Here is a 16,526-nt window from a genome sequence, read left to right as displayed (position 1 = left end):
AGGGATCCACCCCCGTTTCTTGCAGTGCAATGCCAACTCGTCGCCTGATGTCCTGGCCGCTTGTCTCAAGCGGCATTCCTCCAACCCAGGCCGACCCCGTGGTGGCTTTGTCAATAGTACTTAGTATGCGAATCAACGTGGACTTCCCAGCGCCGTTCGGCCCCAGAAGTCCAAAACACTCTCCCGCCTCTACGGCAAAGCTAATTCCCGTCAGCGCCTTGACGGACCCGTAATCTTTCGTCACACTATCGACCCGCATGGCAATAGCCATAGGCTCATCTCCTTCATAATTATTTATACTGTATGGTTAATATATGTGTCAACGTCGTATATGGTACTATAGGGTACTAAAGGAGAAGTTTATGCGTAAAAAGTCTCTTGGACGCCCCCCAGGGCGTCCCAAACAATCCGATCAACTGGCCATCCCCACTGACGTCTTGAGGACGGCGGCTGCCCTATTTATGGATGGCGGCTATGAGGCGGTGTCCATCGACATGATTGCTGAGTCGGTGGGCGTCACCAAAGCCTCTATTTATTATTATTTTGATAGCAAGTCTGACTTGTTTGTCTCAGCCATCGAATCACTACTGATGACCATTCAAGGAGAGACCGACCGAATTTTGAGATCACCCGCGTCGTTACGAGAACGGTTAGGTGATCTGACCCGCGTCCGCCTTCATGTTCCTGAAACTCGGCTCGACTTTGATCGCCTGTTGCAAGAAGCTACTAGCCAATTGCAACCAGAGCAGTTAGACCGCCTGCGTTCCGCGATGAATACGATGGCAGAATCTTTGATCGAGGCCTTTCGCGGGGCGATCGAGAGTCACGAAATTCCGGACGGTGACCCCATACTCATGGCGCACGCCTACTTTGCCTTGCTAAATGTGGCCTATGCGCGTGACCGAGAAGGCCACCGATATTTCCAAGATCCCGACCACACATCACACGCTCTCATGCAGCTCTTGTGGCGAGGCATTGGTTTGGACGGTTAATGTCACGATACTGACTGAGCTCATAGTGCAATTTTCCCAATGTGCACCACGATTTCCCACATATACCGGGCCGCGATAACCCACATGATTGCCGCAGAGAGACGATTCATCATCTTCAGTGTGCGCGGGTCACTTCGCCACTGCGCCAGGCCCCGCCCCATGAATACGAGCGTCAAAAACCACATCCATGACACCAGGCACGCCGCTATCGTGTAGATCACTCGCGAGGCTATCAATGGATACACTGCGGCTCCCCCACCAATCACGACCACCGTGTCCATGATGGCGTGGGGATTGAGCAGGGAAAATTTTAAAGTCCTAACGATGCGCCGTCGAGTGGTGCTCGCATCCACCAATGATGCCGCATGATGAGCAGGCGTGACGTGAATAAGTTGCCAGCCCATCCATATCAAAAAACCGATCCCTAGAATGGTCAAGCCCACTTTAATAGGCGGCAGTACTTGCAAGAGAACGCTCGCTCCTATGACGGCTGCGAGAATCAATAGATTGTCACACAAGGCTGCGGTCACCACGACGGGAAGCGTATCGCGAAACAATCGCTGTGCGATTCCCTGATTCATGACAAAGGTATTTTGCGGACCAAGGGAAGAATCAGTGCCCATGCCAGAAAAAACCCGTGAATAAAGGCGACGTTCGCGTTCATATCTCCTACCTCTCTAGGAGCCCGTCAAAATGAAAATCCGTTGCCTCTGTTAGAGCTCAGAAGACTCATCTTTAATGAGTGGTAGATGCAGTGTCACTGTCGTTCCTCGTCCGACTTGAGAGGCAATCGACGCGCTCCCATGGTGCTGACGCATGACCTCATCCACAATGGATAGTCCCAGCCCATTACTCAGTTGACGCGACTTATCCCCAGTGACAAAGCGTTCAAATACGCGTGGCAAAAGCTCTTCGGGAATTCCCGGTCCTTCATCCTTCACTTCCACCATGATCTCATCGCCGTCTCGGATGGTATCCACTGTAATGGTTCCCTCTTCAGGCGACCACTTGATGGCATTATCCACCACATTGACCAGGGCTTCCATAAGAAAATCTTCATTGCCGTTAATCCAACCGGTCTCGCGCCCATCCCACCGAATTTTCACCGATTTCTTTTCTGCGACAGGTTCTACGCGTTCTAAGGTTTTTTCCACCCAATCACTCACCTGCAGAGGCGCCATCGGTCCCCCTTCGCTACGGATGCGCGTGGCACGAAGCAGACGATCCACGAGTCGTTGCAATCGCAAGGTCTCTTCCCATGCCACCTCCACCGCCCGGTCGTGGGCCTCATCCGAAACCACTCCATCGCGAATCGCTTCGAGAAATCCCCGGATGGAGGTCAGCGGGGTCCGCAAGTCATGCGCCACGTGTGCCATTAGCGCATCACGCGCGGCCGCCTCTCGGGTCAATTGAGCTACCTGGGTATCAATCCGCTCTTCCAATCGATTAAACTCATGCGCTAAAGCCTCCACCTCAAGCGGCCCCTCTTCGACCGCGCGTACCCGTGTCTCTTCTCCTCGTCCCATCTGAGACACCACCTGGCGCAGGTTTTGCAAAGGTCTCGAAAGCCGCCAACTAATGACATAGGCCAGCGCCCCTACCAAGATTGCCGCCGCAATCTCCCCCCACAACAATAATCGCGTCAAGGAACTCGCGGTGTGATTAGACAGCGACAATGCCGATTCCAAAAATACCCCGCCATAGATGGGGCCAGTCGATCCCTGACCCGCCACGAACGGAATGCCTACCAAAATCACATCGGCATCAAGTCGTCCTTGATAGTCGTGGCCGCCTCGGATCACTTGGCGAAGGATATCTTTAGGAACTGTAATAGGGGGAACGGTCGACGGGTTATTATATATATAAGGATGTGTGTCGAGATGATTATTAATGGGCGGTCCGTACACATAGAGCCGATCATTGAGCGTTCCTTGGAGTACCGAGAACAAGATGGGGCTGACTTCGCCGACATATAACTGCGGAAACACCCGGGGCATAAAATGGGCTACCGACTCGGCTTCCGTCGTGAGCACGGTGGTTTGGCTATTAATGAGATATTGCCGAAAAGTGAACTGCGACACTCCCAGCGCAAACGCTAAGACCGCCACTGCGACGAAAACGTGACTCAGGACCAGTTGCCCGCTGAGCCGACGAAACCACATTCTCATGGGTCCGCCCGCAGTTTTGGCAAAAATCGATACCCCTGCCCCCACACGGTATCCAAGTATTCATAAGGGGACGAACTCGCCAAGAGCTTCTGCCGCAAGCGTGTCACATGCACGTCTACTGTGCGACTATCGCCTTCGAATTCAAATCCCCATACCCGATCAAGGAGGTGTTCGCGACTAAATATCTGCTTCGGATTGGTGGCAAAAAAGCACAGCAAATCAAATTCACGCGGGGTTAAGGCAATCGTCTCTTGTCCGACTTGTACAGTTCGTTGATCGGTGTCAATTAATAGGCCCGGATGGTGAATTCTCGCTCGCTCATCCGCCTTCGGCCCCATCACTGCTCGTCTTAAGACCGCTTTCACCCGGGCCACCAATTCCTTGGGGCTAAAGGGTTTGATCATGTAATCGTCCGCGCCCATGTCTAGCCCCAAGATCCGGTCTTCTTCGTCTCCCATTGCGGTCAGCATCACCACCGGAAGCCACTGATCGCGGCCTCGGACGTCGCTCAAAACATCAAATCCATCCACCTTAGGAAGCATTAAATCAAGCACCATCAAATCATAAGCCACCCTAGTGACCCGAGAGAGGGCGTCCTCGCCGTCTTCGGCTTCATCCACCTCAAAACCAGCTTGGTTCAAATAGAGACGACATAACTCACGAATGTGAGGATCGTCATCTACCACTAGAATTCGCCCTTGTAATGCCGCTTCGCCTTTCATTAACCTTGATTCCCTTGACTCGCCATGAACAGTTTAAAAAACTCTTGGTTAGATCGCGTCCTCTTAAGATTTTGCAATAGCAACTCGGTGGCTTCTTGATTGCCTAAGTTGTGAATGGCCTTGCGAACCTGCCAGATAATGTCTAACTCTTCCGATGTCATTAACAAATCTTCTCGTCGCGTCCCTGAACGCTTAATATCCACTGCAGGAAAGGTTCGCCGTTCAGCCAGCTTGCGATCGAGGTGCAATTCCATGTTCCCAGTGCCTTTGAACTCCTCATAAATCACATCATCCATCCGCGAGCCAGTATCGACCAGAGCAGTCGCCAGAATAGTCAGACTTCCTCCGTGCTCGACGCGTCTTGCGGCCCCGAAAAATCGCTTCGGTTTATGCAATGCGGCCGGGTCCATCCCTCCTGAAAGCGTCCGACCGGATGCCGGTATGGTGAGATTATATGCGCGCGCCAAGCGTGTAATCGAATCCAATAAAATAACCACATCCAGGCCCATTTCGACCAATCGTTTGGCTCGTTCAAGAACCATTTCGGCAACCCGAATGTGATCTTCCGGAGGCTCATCAAAGGTCGAACTGGCCACCTCGCCGCGCACCGAACGTTCCATATCGGTCACCTCTTCAGGGCGCTCATCAATTAACAACACCATGAGATGGGTTTCCGGACTATTTTGGCTAATCGCGTTAGCCAACTTTTTGAGCAGAACGGTCTTACCGGCTTTAGGAGGAGCCACAATGAGCCCCCGCTGGCCGCGACCAATAGGAGCGACGATATCCACTAAACGAGATGCCAAATCCTCCCGATTGGTCTCCAAGCGAAATCGCGAATCAGGGAAAATTGGAGTGAGCCCGTCAAAATCTGGTCGCTCGGCGGACTTCTCCGGAGACAGACTGTTGACGGCTTCGACCCGCAATAAGGCAAAATATCGTTCCCCATCTTTAGGCGGCCGCGCTTGCCCTGAAACCTGGTCTCCCGCGCGCAAGTCAAAGCGTCGAATTTGAGAGGCGGACACATACACATCTTCACGACTACGTTGAAAGTCTGTCGGGCGTAGAAATCCATAGTCCCCCACAATATCTAAGAGTCCTTGAACGAACACAAAGCCGTCCTTATGTGTCCGAGCGCGAAGAATTTCCCAGATCAATTCGCCTTTTTTATACTGGCGGAAATTTTCAATATTAAACTGACGTGCTAACTTATAGAGATCCAACAAGGTCATCGCATCTAGCTGGGCCATGGTAAGCGGCACTTCACGCTGCTTCGGAATATCACGCCGGTTGGGTTGCCCACCACGATGTGGTGCGCCCTCGGCACTTCCACGCCGATCGCGCGGCCGATTATTCTGCGTGGGTTGAGGTGGGGTTGGAGAAGACAGGGCCTCTTGGGAGGTTTTCTCCGACGCCTGCGCTGCAAGGCGGGGAGGAACGGGAACTACGGCCGCCACAGATTTCTGCGGCGGCGGCGCCGCCTTATCCGCAACCGGTTCATGGGAGTCCGCAGGCGTTTCAACGACAGGCTTGGCCAGTTCCTCCACACTTCCGGGCAAGGGTGCTTCGACCACCGCAGTCGATCCGGTGGAAATAGCTTCTGCTACGACTACAGGTTTTTTTGACCGCGAATTACGGCGCGGGCGCCGTGGTTTGACAGGATCGGCAGGTTCCGACGCGGAAACGCCCAAAGATTCCGATGGCGGCTCCACATAGGGCATGGTGGACGCTACATCGACCTGAAGCGGTTCAGCATTAGCTGTGGTATCTGAAGAGTCGGTGGCCGCTTCAGATACCTTCTCCTCACTTTGTTTCGGCGATTTCGGCTTTCGCGATCGAGTTGTCGGTTTAACCGTAGATACGGCATCCTCTGCCGCCGAACTAGCGGGCTTCTTTTTGGCACGTGATGGTTTTGATGGGGTTTGTGTCCCACCACTGGTTTCGATTGAAGCATCTCCCGCTACACTCGAGGTTTCGTCAGTGGTGTCCACTTTGGGAGTTTTTGTGCGGCGTGGCCGCTTTGGGGTTTCCGTGCTTTGCGCACCAGACTTCAATTCCTCAGCCATGAATCTAAATCTTCCTCCTCAATTGGATCGTAGGATGTCCTTGTGGCCATTTCTTGTTTAGTTGATGGTCCGCACGAACAAACCGCACCGTCCCACTCAATGCCCGCATCACAACAGAGTGCGTCGAACAAAAACGGGGCCCATAATGCACCCCTTCCAATAAATCGCTATCAGTAATAGCCGTCGCAACATAGAGCACATCATCGCCATGAACCAAATCATCAAGTTGTAAGAGCTGTTTCGGATCATTTAATCCCATTTGGCGAACCCGCTTTTCTTGAACCTCATCTTCCGGCAATAGCCGGGCCTGCATTTCGCCACCCAAGCACTTGACCGCTGCAGCGGCAATAACGCCCTCAGGAGCGCCGCCGGATCCGACCAAAAGGTCAATCCCAGAATCCGTAACACAGGCAGCCACTGCCGGAGACACGTCGCCATCGGTAATGAGACGAATCCGTGCACCCACTGCACGGATTCGGTGTATGAGTTCTTCATGTCTCGGGCGTTCCAGTACCACTACCGTGACATCTTGCACGGACTTCCCAAGCCGCTCCGCCAACACACGCAAATTGTCCTCAATCGGCGCATCCAATGCAATCACCCCGCGACCCGCGGGGCCCGCCACGATTTTGTCCATGTACATGTCCGGTGCATGCAACAACTGACCTTGTGGAGCTACCGCCATCACGGCGATAGCTCCAGGCAATCCTTTTGCCACTAAATTGGTTCCCTCGAGGGGATCCACTGCGATGTCGACTCGCTCACCTTCTCCATCGCCAATGCTCTCACCAATGTATAACATCGGCGCTTCGTCCATTTCTCCTTCGCCAATCACCACCGTACCTCGAATATCCACGGTATCCAGCATGGCACGCATGGCATCAACGGCCAATTTATCAGCGCCGTTTTTATCTCCACGACCCATCAAGCGACCCGCCTCAATAGCGGCCGCTTCGGTCACCCGGACAAATTCCAGCGCAAGTTCGCGCTCCATAAGTAGCCTCCACAATTGGTGAAATTTCAACGGAATACGAGTAGGGAACAAAATTTTCATCAGGGGCGCGGCATAGCGTACCCTCATCTCTTCGACTGTAATCACTTAGTGTGTTTGAAGACCATGTAAGGGTAATCCAAATTTCTCCTGGCATGTTAGCACAACCGCTTTAAGAGCGCAACTTAGAGGTTCGGTTGAAGTATCATTTGGTGCAGGAGCGCTAAGCGAAAGGGCTTTTCCAGCCACTCCACGCCTTCCGGCAACAGATGCTGAACATCGGGATCCCCTGACATCACCACAAACCTCACCGACGGCATTTGCTCAAGAATGGCTAAAGCTCCGCCTTCTTTCATCGTCCAATCCGCGATACAGAGATCCGGAAGAGGATCCATCTTGTCGAGCTTTAACATAACGTCGTGAACGGACGCAAAGGTTTCTGACGGTATATTGACATGCGCTAGAGCGGCCGATATTAAAGCTAAAATAGAACGATCGTCGTCGACAATCCATGCTGTCATGGTAATTACCGCCCTCTAGGTCCTACCCTAATAATTACATAAGTGTATTCGCGATAATGAGCGATTTCCCTCTTTACCAAAGACGGTCCGAGAATCTTTTTTCGGCCCAAAAAGCAAAATCGCTGAGCTGTAATGTATTTGTAACAAGTTCAGGATAAAATAAGGCGTAAATTCACCTGGGTAGGAGGAAGGTCATGGCAAGCATACAGCGCACCATAGCTACCGCAATTGTTGGTTTTGCGGTTGGGGCCGGAGCAGTGGGCGGTGGGCTCTATACGTATAATCAGCTAAACCCCACAGCCCAGGCAAGAGAAAATGCATCGGCCAACATTCATCAATATGCCACGGTCGCATCAGCCCCCAGTAACGTTGGGTTAGGTGCAAACACCGTGTCGACGGTGGCAAAAGAGGCGAGCCCCGCCATTGTGAAAATCGTCGCTACCGTGAAGCAACAGGTGAGCGTCGATCAATCTCCCTATTTCAGCCCTTTCTTTGGTTCTCTGTTCGGCGGGCAAAGCAGCGCTGCTCCACAAACGGAGGTCGAAACCGACATCGGATCCGGGTTCTTCTTCAATTCTGGGGGCTATATCATCACCAATGATCATGTGATTTATGGAGCCAGCAAGATCCAAGTGTATGTCAAAGGCTATAGCAAGCCGTTCACCGCCAAGGTTGTGGGTGATGACTACAATTCCGACGTTGCGGTCATTAAGATCGATCCCCCCAAGCCCATGCCCACATTGGTATTGGGCAACTCCAACAAAACCGCTGTTGGCGCGTGGGTTGTAGCAATTGGGAATCCCTATGATCTGAGCGATACTGTCACAGTTGGGGTGATTAGCGCTAAAGGGCGACCTCTCACGATTGGCGCCCGCGATTACACTAATTTACTGCAAACATCAGCCGCTATTAACCCGGGCAATAGTGGTGGACCCTTGCTCAACCTATCAGGACAGGTGGTCGGAATCAATACCGCGGTGTCTACGGAGGGACAGGGAATCGGATTTGCTATCCCCACCTCGACGTTAGATAAACTGGTCCCCCAATTGATGCGCACCGGGCATGTGTCTCAGCCTTGGATTGGCGTATTCATTTCCAGTGATAGTTCCAGCATTCAAAAGGAATATCATTTGGGCACGGCATCTGGTGTGCTCATTGCCTACGTAGAACCTAACAGTCCCGCAAGCAAGGCCGGGCTTGCGGCAGGCGATGTCATTACCAAGGTCAATAGTCAATCGGTCACCTCAGCGACACAACTGAAAAATATCATTGACAAGAAATCGGTGGGTGCGAGCGTAAGTTTGACCTTAAACGACAACGGCAAAGTGATGACGAAATCGGTAACACTGGGTCAAGAACCCAATGGACCCATTACCATGCCTTCAGATGCGCCATCCCCCTAAATCGCATCGATTGGTGACGAGCGGACCACATCCACCTGTGGTCCGCTCGTATTGCACTAGCCCCCCACCCCGTCATACCAACTTCTATATGCGACGCTCCATCTCAAACCGGGTGACATCATAACCCATCCGTTGATAGAGACCGACAGCATCCACATTATCCTTAGTAACGTAAAGACGCGCCGTATGGATGCCCTGCTGACGGATAAACCCTTCGGCCGCTTCCATCAACATTGCACCATATCCTTGACGTCGGTGGCTTGGCATGACATAGACCTGATCAATCGATCCATAGGCGCCTTGCAAGTCCATCCGCACTGCGACCCAAATAAATCCTGCAATGATGCCCTCATCATCCAAAATGAAAATGCCGTTTTCGAGCGGCCGTCGACCAGCCACCCGCAGGCGCTGAGCTTGGTCCGCTAGAAACCCCGGAGTACACACAAACCGAGGAAAATTAATGGTATACAAATCGCACTGTGCATCCAGCAAGGTTCGAAAGTCCTGGTGAGGACGATAAGGGCGTATATGCATTGCGGGTCCTCCTCTTTCGTTCGATAGACATTTTACAATGTTACAACCCCAATGGACAAAAAAATACTGCGTGATCCAAAAGAATGGACCACACAGTTCATGACGTTATCTGGTTTGCCGTCTCCCGATGACCCAGTACAGGCCACCTGCCACCACAAAGCTCACATAATACGATATATCTCCTAAATGAGGAAAGTGACTGGCAAAGACGCCCACATACAGAGTTTGGTTAAAAAACGGTACTGAAACCAAAATGGCAATCACCCAAGCCCAGAAGCCACGATTAATTAGCCGTTTCGGATTGTAGAAAATGGATTCTGGGTACTCTCCCTTATGAATAAGAAAGTAGTCCACTAAGACGACTGCAGTCCATGGAGAAAGCCAGTAGCCTAAGAGAAACAAAAAGTTTTCAAATCCCACGTAATATGCTTTATGCCCAACATACGCCACAATCGCTCCCACCAGGCCAACAATAATGGCGGCGAGCCAACGCTTGATCGGCACATTAATGACTAGCGCCGACAGCGACCCGGAATAGATGTTGAGCACATTGGCGGTTACGGTGCCAATGATTACGGCCAAAAGAGCGAAGTCAATCAACCAATGCGGCTGAATCCCTGTCAAAAGCCCCATCGGATTGCTCGCCAGTGCCGCCTTAGGGAAAATCGTTGCTAAAGCGACGCCGACTAATTCCAACCACACCGCGGCAATGAAGTTGGAGGACCCGGCATTCCCAAAAACCGCCACAGGTTTGGTGTTTCGAGGCAAGTAGCGAGTATAGTCAGAGCCAAAAACGGTCCACCCTAAGAGGTAGGAAAATGCTAGGCCCACCGCCTCAATCAGCCCTCCCGTGATGCCGGTATTGGATGCACTCGCATTAAATGGTAGAGAATAATGGGCGTGGGAAAACGCGAAGAGTGACACACCCATGAACACCAAGGTCAATATGAGAGCCATGAATCGTTCCACAGCATGAATCATGTTGTAGCCATAAACCGCCACAATCACCTGGATTACCACCATCACCGCAAGCCCAATCAAAAAATTGGTGTGAAATAGGGTAGTGAAGGCAAATGTTCCCAGCACGGTGTTCACGGCGAACCACATCGCACCCGCAACGACATTAAATACACCGGGAATGAAGTTCCCAAAAAATCCGAAAGCAGCGCGCGAATGCACCATCTGTGGCACGCCAAGGCGGGGACCGAACGTCGACACCAAACCTAAAACGCTAGCACCAATAACATTTCCAATAATGAGACCAATAGCCGCCTGCCAGAAACTTAGGCCGAAAAACGCTACCGCCGCGACCCCGGTCGTTAACGTCGCTAATTCCACGTTAGCACCAAACCAAAGAGTAAAAATTGATGACACCTTACCATGGCGTTCTGACTCATTAATGTGCTCTATCCCAATCGGTTCCACTTGCGCTATCTCGTCGCCATAGCGTGCCTGCCGATTATCACTAGCCATAATGCCCTCCTGTTATCGTTTTATGCTCCTAGATCCGAACATTTCAATTAATAATAGTCATATTCGTTCGGAAAAGCTACTTTCCTATGGGTATAGCTTCAACGATTTTGTGTGAAAATTCCTGGGATTCATATCCGCTGCAGGAAAAAGCGGTATTATTTGCTGTATAGACTGCCTCGACAGTGATGAAAGGACGGGTTTCAGTGAATTCTAGTGTGTTCAGGGAATACGATATCCGCGGATTGGTCGATATCGACATGAACGAAGCGGATGTCAAGAAGTTGGGACAAGCATTTGGAACCTATCTCAGAGAGCGGAGTGTCGAAGAAGCATTACTAGGATGGGACAGCCGTGCCTCCTCACCGCAATATCGCGATGCCATGACCGACGGTCTCATGTCGACCGGCATCCACGTAATTGACATCGGTCAGGTTACTACGCCCATTTTTTATTTTGCGCGCGTGCATTTAGATCGTGAAGCAGGTGTCATGATTACCGCGAGTCACAATCCCGCAGAGTATAATGGCTTTAAACTCGCCTATGGAAAATCCACCATCTACGGAGACGATATCCAAGATGTACGGCGTATCATGGAACGGGGAGAGTTCGTCGAAGGGCGAGGCTCTCGTGCCGAAGCCAATCCAGTTCCTGCCTATTTGTCCATGCTGAAAGAAAAAATTCGGCTAGGCAACCGTCCCATTAAAGCCGTGGTAGACTGCGGTAACGGAACGCCTGGGCTTTTTGCCATGGATGTCATGAAGGCATTTGGCGTGGATGCGATTCCGTTATATTGCACCCCTGATCCGACATTCCCAAATCACCATCCGGACCCTGTCGTCGCTAAAAACTTGCGTGATTTAATCAAAACCGTCAACGAAGAGGGTGCCGACCTCGGCGTAGCTTTCGATGGCGATGGCGATCGCATTGGTGTGGTAGATGAAAAAGGGCAGATTATCTGGGGTGATCGCCTCATGATTCTCTATTGGAGGGAGATCGCCCAGAAATATCCGGATACGCCTGCCATTGTGGAAGTCAAGTGCTCACAGACGCTCTACGACGAATTAGAGCGCCTCGGTGCCAAACCCCAGTTTTATAAAACCGGGCACTCGCTCATTAAGGCGAAAATGCGCGAGCTCAACGCCGTGTTTACTGGAGAAATGTCCGGCCATATGTTCTTCGCCGACGAATATTATGGCTACGATGACGCGTTCTACGCTGCCGGTCGCCTCTTCCGCATTCTCTCCCAAACGTCTGAGCCCCTGTCGGCGTTGTTGCAGGATGTGCCCAATTTGCCCTCGACACCTGAAATTCGAATTGACTGTCCGGATGAGCAAAAATCTCCCGTAGTTGAAGCGCTCCGGGCACACTTTCATAGCCGTGTCGACGTGGATGTTATCGATATCGACGGGCTGCGAGTGGTATTTCCCTTTGGATGGGGGTTGGTTCGCGCATCCAATACCCAGCCTGCCTTGGTGGCGCGCGCAGAAGCTGATACAGAAGAGCATTTAGCGCTTATAACGCAAATATTTGACGAATCCTTAAGAACTTTTGACTTTCTAGACGCCGTTGACTGGTCTGGCGAGTCCATGTAAGAACGCTCCATATTTAGGGCTCATCCTGAACAGGGGTGGGCCCGGACGCTTTCGGGCTATAAGGTACATCGCCATGGATTCTGCGCGCTAAAAGATATTATCTCATTATTCTATCAAAAGAAGGAAACCCATCACCCGACAGAGAATCTTCGCTCTAGGAGGGACAATCTGGTGTTGGGCTATGCTCGTTCCATAGGACGTTACGGAAGTGCCCTAATATTATTATACCTATGTGCCTTTTGGTGGGCCGATGGGATTAGTGTTCTCATTCTCCACTCTTCTTCGGCGATGACTTTGAGCTTAGTCATCCTCACTTTGGCTCTTTGTCTACGGATCATTTGGTTCCGGGGCCGCCTCTCGCTGGTCATGTCGCTCGCCGCCCTCTCGGGACTGACAGTCGCATGGCATCCCTTAGTTGCCCTAATCTCCCTGTCGATGGCAGCACTGACTGTAATTTTTCTCCCTCACCTCTATCAACCCCAAAATACCGTGACGCTAGGCCGGCATCGGTTCATCCGATGGCCCATTCGCTTGGCCACTAATGATCGATTTCTACACTTTCATGTGCTGGGTCCGACGGGATCCGGGAAATCCTCGTCGGTTCTCATGCCTCTCATTCGGCAGGACTTACACCATGGACACGGTCTCGTCCTAATGGAGCCCAAAGGAGACCTAGCTCAAACCGTCTATCATGAAGCACGTGCGAAAGGACGGAACATTATCTGGTTCGATCCTTCCGATTCCGATTGCCCGCATTACAATCCCATTTCAAGCCCTGCGGATGTGGCTGCAGAAGGTCTCGCATGGGCCCTGAACCAACTCAGCAGTACGGGCCATCCCTATTACGAAATTACCGCACGCGTCCAACTACTCTACGCCGTTCGTGCCATAAAGAGTCATCATGATGAGTCAGCCGACTTAGGAAAATTGCTCCATTTTCTTCGCGACGACCATTATCAGCGTCAATTAGTTCAACAATGTGGTGACTTGTCTGTGCAAGAATATTTTGAGGAACAATGGCATCGGAAAGGTGGTGCGTCCCGTGAGGATCGCCAGGGTCTCATCAACAGACTAGAACTTTTGTGGGCCAATCCGGCAGTCCAACGGACGCTTTCGGCGCCTACCGACTTTACTTGGGATACGGTGCTGCAAGACGGATGGGTAGTTATTTGTCCTTTGTCATTAGCACAGCTCGGGGAGTCGGCACGAGCTCTAGGAAATTTGCTCTGGCATGGTCTAGCTCAAGCTACCTACCGCCGAAAAATTGCTCCCCATCAAAAGCCCGTGTTCCTTTATTTAGACGAATTCCACCAGTGGGTAGCCGACGACCTCAGTGATTTTTTAGCTCTGGCACGCGGGTACTCGATGGGCCTCGTTTTAGCGCATCAAGATATGGGACAATTATCAGTCCCATTGCAAGAAGCCCTCACTGCCAATGCGCGCCAACGTATCATTCTTGCCGGAACAGCGGCCGAAGATGTCGAACGATTTGCTAAAGAAGCGTTGCCGTATACTTGGGAGGACTCGGTGCGCTATCTACGGCGCGGCCAAGGTATCATTCAAGTCACTCGCGAGGGCCGTCTTTGCCCTCCGCAACTAGCCCGCCTCCTCTATCACTCACTCGTTCATGAGGAGCCCTCATGAACCGCACCATGAAGAGCGTACTACACTCCACCGGGTACTTGAGTGAATCTCAGCTGATGAAATTTTATCAGCTTTCACCCCAGGATATCATGCTAGATAAAGATACCTTGTGGTACCACAAGGCCTTATGGACGAAACAGTACTTCCACAAGGGAAAACACCCCAACCACCGTGCGCTCTGCACAGAAACCTACTACGCTTGGGCCCCCTACCTTGACCAGTGGACACTTGAGGACCACCATGATACCCAGGTGCGTCCTGATGCCCTTATTAGGATTTCAGGTCAACCGCGTCTCATTGCGCTGGAAATCGATACTGGCAAAGAAACGGCTCGACAGTGGAGCGAGAAGCTCTCCCTGTACTATGCCTCTCCACGAGAGTGGCACATATTGGTCGTCGCCGATGGAAAGGCCCTTCGTTTGTCCCGCTTACGATTATGGTTAGAAGCCTCTCCACGCCCCTGGACTTTGGTGCCGCGAACCGATCTTACACTGGCACCTCCTACCCAGTGGCAAAGTCCGAAGACTTCTGATCCGGCCCCTGCATCCACGCCCTCCATACATGTCGAGTATTGGTTAAACAATGTACAAGTTGATGCTCCCATAGCGCACCAGTTACTAGCTACAGGCCGCGTCAGACATCATGGTGAAGAGTACCGACATCGTACTCTCATCTATCATCTCATCCCGATGAAACCGATCAATCGATGGAGAAAGCTACGACGCCGATTCCCCGCGTCCACCAATACACACCATCAATCAACGTGAAATCATTATGTCACTTGCCTTGATAATCGCATGAACCTCCGTGCCCACTTCCAATTGAAGGCGATCGACAGAATCGCACGTGATGGTGGCGACCAGGGCTTGGCCTGCACAATCCACAATTACCTCAGCGACAACGGCGCCTTTGCGGATCGTCTGAATTTTGCCTGAGATTTGATTCCTGGCCGAAAGTCCGGATAGTCTTGCGTGTTCAGTGAGCATGAAATCACCCCTTGAACTAAAAAGTCCCCGACAAGGCCTTGTTATATTCACTGTAAAGACGTCCTCGTTCCATCCCCAGCATCTGGCTCAACCATTCCAGCCATTCCCCCGTAACGACTCTTTCAGAAGACAACACCATCAAAAACGCCTCTCCTGATGCCCCATTCCCCGCTTATGCCTTCTTGAAACGGCTGAACGACGCCATCGCTATTGATGCCTTCTCCTCACCTCGATGCACTGAAAGAGGCTTCGCGCGGCCTCTTCCGGATCTTCTGCAGACATGACCGCTGAAATCACCGCTAATCCATCAGCCCCTGCGTCAAGTACCCGCTCGGCATTGGCCATACTAATCCCTCCAATCGCCACCAACGGAATGCTACGGAGCGCGGATGTCAACGTACGAAGTCCGGTCAGACCCACAATGTCAGCATCGTTTTTGGATGCACTCGCAAATATCGCCCCGATACCAAGGTAGTCGGAACCGTCCCTAATGGCCTTTTGAGCCTCATCCAATGTTCTTGTAGACACACCAATGATTTTGTCCCCTAAGAGGCCTCGCGCATCTTTGAGAGGCATATCATCTTGACCGATGTGAACCCCATCGGCCTCGGTCACAAGCGCTACATCGACACGATCGTTCACCAGGTAAAGGGCCCGATATTTTATGGTCAGTGTGCGAAGTTGTCGTCCTAATTCAATCAGCGACCGACCATGGTCTCGCTTGCGGCGCAGTTGAATGGCACCTGCACCTCCTCGCAGTGCTGCCTCACAGGACCTTAAAAGAGCGTCTCGGTCTTCCCGCTCATCCGTAATCACATAAAGTGCCAATCGCTGTCTCAAACTTTTCATGGCTAGCTATCTCTCCATTCGATGTGTGCCCTCCGGTTGACCTCATCTGGATCCAACCAATACAGCGCGTCGAAAAGTTGTGGGAGAAAGGTTCCAGGGCCATGAGCGCTCTCGGCAGCTATTTCTGCCGCCACGTTAAAGCACGTGATGGCAGCAACGCAAGCGTCCGTGTAGGTCGCCCCTACATCGCGCTTGGCGATGGCTAAAAACGCCCCGATCACGCCGGTCAACATGCACCCCGATCCGGTGATACGTGAAAGCCAGTCATGTCCATTCTTGAGCGTCCAGAATGTTTCTCCATCCGTCACGAAATCTGAACTGCCAGTCGCGACCACCACGCCCTGATGCTGACGGGCATAGTGGCGCATCCGTTCTTTTAGGTGTGGTCCGACCGACTGCGCATCCACTCCATTTACCGCTCCGCCGGCCCCAGTCATTTGACCGATCTCGCTAACATTCCCCTTGAGTGCCGCGAGATGCACCTCTGAGGTGACATGTGCCGCCGCGGTCACTCGATAAGGCGTCGCGCCTACTCCAACCGGGTCAAACACCACCGGAATTCCCGCTTTTTGCGCTGCATTTCCT

17 protein-coding genes are annotated in these 16,526 nt (G+C 52.0%); 5 read left to right on the top strand and 12 right to left on the bottom strand.

The genetic code is table 11. The features are described 5' to 3' along the window. The coding region (locus ACOJWD_RS00085; RefSeq protein ID WP_486991173.1) for an ATP-binding cassette domain-containing protein at positions 1-271 on the bottom strand (271 nt) is incomplete at its 3' end. 91 nt (positions 272-362) lie between these two features. Here ACOJWD_RS00085 and ACOJWD_RS00080 point away from each other — a divergent pair. Then, a complete protein-coding gene (locus tag ACOJWD_RS00080; RefSeq protein ID WP_486991172.1) occupies positions 363-992 on the top strand; it encodes a TetR/AcrR family transcriptional regulator in 630 nt (209 codons plus the stop codon). A gap of 20 nt (positions 993-1,012) precedes the next feature. On the opposite strand, the gene ACOJWD_RS00075 is transcribed toward ACOJWD_RS00080, so the two are convergent. The 6 genes from ACOJWD_RS00075 to ACOJWD_RS00050 form a co-directional block, all read right to left on the bottom strand. Then, positions 1,013-1,615 (bottom strand): LysE/ArgO family amino acid transporter, encoded by a 603-nt coding sequence (locus ACOJWD_RS00075; RefSeq protein WP_486991171.1) that lies wholly within the window; start codon positions 1,613-1,615, stop codon positions 1,013-1,015. Positions 1,616-1,705: 90 nt separating this feature from the next. Next, positions 1,706-3,154 carry a sensor histidine kinase gene (locus ACOJWD_RS00070; protein WP_486991170.1) on the bottom strand — a complete coding sequence of 483 codons (1,449 nt, stop codon included), beginning with the start codon at positions 3,152-3,154 and terminating at the stop codon, positions 1,706-1,708. A 2-nt stretch (positions 3,155-3,156) separates the two neighbouring features. Then, positions 3,157-3,882, bottom strand: a complete 726-nt coding sequence (locus ACOJWD_RS00065) for a response regulator transcription factor (RefSeq protein WP_486991169.1) — start codon at positions 3,880-3,882, stop codon at positions 3,157-3,159. Then, positions 3,882-5,948, bottom strand: a complete 2,067-nt coding sequence (gene rho, locus ACOJWD_RS00060; RefSeq protein ID WP_486991168.1) for a transcription termination factor Rho — start codon at positions 5,946-5,948, stop codon at positions 3,882-3,884. Before rho ends, ACOJWD_RS00065 begins: the two co-directional genes overlap by 1 nt. 4 nt (positions 5,949-5,952) lie before the next feature. After that, positions 5,953-6,942, bottom strand: coding sequence for a class II fructose-bisphosphatase (gene glpX / locus ACOJWD_RS00055; RefSeq protein ID WP_486991167.1), 990 nt, complete (start codon positions 6,940-6,942; stop codon positions 5,953-5,955). Between the two features lie 182 nt (positions 6,943-7,124). Beyond that, on the bottom strand, positions 7,125-7,460 hold the full coding sequence (locus ACOJWD_RS00050) for a response regulator (protein WP_486991166.1): 336 nt from the start codon (positions 7,458-7,460) through the stop codon (positions 7,125-7,127). Between the two features lie 194 nt (positions 7,461-7,654). On the opposite strand from ACOJWD_RS00050, the gene ACOJWD_RS00045 reads away from it, so the two are divergent. Next, entirely contained in the window at positions 7,655-8,863 is a 1,209-nt protein-coding gene (locus tag ACOJWD_RS00045; RefSeq protein ID WP_486991165.1) for a S1C family serine protease, read from the top strand. Between the two features lie 84 nt (positions 8,864-8,947). On the opposite strand, the gene ACOJWD_RS00040 is transcribed toward ACOJWD_RS00045, so the two are convergent. Continuing rightward, the gene (locus ACOJWD_RS00040; RefSeq protein WP_486991164.1) at positions 8,948-9,397 is read right to left on the bottom strand and encodes a GNAT family N-acetyltransferase; all 450 of its coding nucleotides are present in this window, start codon (positions 9,395-9,397) and stop codon (positions 8,948-8,950) included. Between the two features lie 105 nt (positions 9,398-9,502). Beyond that, positions 9,503-10,870 (bottom strand): purine-cytosine permease family protein, encoded by a 1,368-nt coding sequence (locus ACOJWD_RS00035; protein ID WP_486991163.1) that lies wholly within the window; start codon positions 10,868-10,870, stop codon positions 9,503-9,505. Positions 10,871-11,055: 185 nt separating this feature from the next. On the opposite strand from ACOJWD_RS00035, the gene ACOJWD_RS00030 reads away from it, so the two are divergent. The 3 genes from ACOJWD_RS00030 to ACOJWD_RS00020 all read left to right on the top strand — a co-directional run bounded on the left by ACOJWD_RS00030 (position 11,056) and on the right by ACOJWD_RS00020 (position 14,873). Next, positions 11,056-12,462 carry a phosphomannomutase/phosphoglucomutase gene (locus tag ACOJWD_RS00030; protein ID WP_486991174.1) on the top strand — a complete coding sequence of 469 codons (1,407 nt, stop codon included), beginning with the start codon at positions 11,056-11,058 and terminating at the stop codon, positions 12,460-12,462. Positions 12,463-12,633: 171 nt separating this feature from the next. Further along, positions 12,634-14,106 carry a type IV secretory system conjugative DNA transfer family protein gene (locus ACOJWD_RS00025; protein WP_486991162.1) on the top strand — a complete coding sequence of 491 codons (1,473 nt, stop codon included), beginning with the start codon at positions 12,634-12,636 and terminating at the stop codon, positions 14,104-14,106. Continuing rightward, positions 14,103-14,873, top strand: a complete 771-nt coding sequence (locus tag ACOJWD_RS00020; RefSeq protein ID WP_486991161.1) for a hypothetical protein — start codon at positions 14,103-14,105, stop codon at positions 14,871-14,873. Before ACOJWD_RS00025 ends, ACOJWD_RS00020 begins: the two co-directional genes overlap by 4 nt. On the opposite strand, the gene ACOJWD_RS00015 is transcribed toward ACOJWD_RS00020, so the two are convergent. From ACOJWD_RS00015 to thiM, 3 genes are all read right to left on the bottom strand, one after another. After that, entirely contained in the window at positions 14,865-15,092 is a 228-nt protein-coding gene (locus ACOJWD_RS00015; protein ID WP_486991160.1) for a TOBE domain-containing protein, read from the bottom strand. The two genes, ACOJWD_RS00020 and ACOJWD_RS00015, sit on opposite strands and share 9 nt — an antisense overlap. A 207-nt stretch (positions 15,093-15,299) precedes the next feature. Continuing rightward, positions 15,300-15,941, bottom strand: coding sequence for a thiamine phosphate synthase (gene thiE, locus ACOJWD_RS00010; protein WP_486991159.1), 642 nt, complete (start codon positions 15,939-15,941; stop codon positions 15,300-15,302). A gap of 2 nt (positions 15,942-15,943) precedes the next feature. Further along, positions 15,944-16,526, bottom strand: a 583-nt coding sequence (gene thiM / locus ACOJWD_RS00005) for a hydroxyethylthiazole kinase (protein ID WP_486991158.1), incomplete at its 5' end; no start/stop codon positions are given.

Source organism: Sulfobacillus sp. TH-112 (genome assembly GCF_057473405.1).
This window is presented reverse-complemented; position numbering and strand designations above follow the sequence as displayed.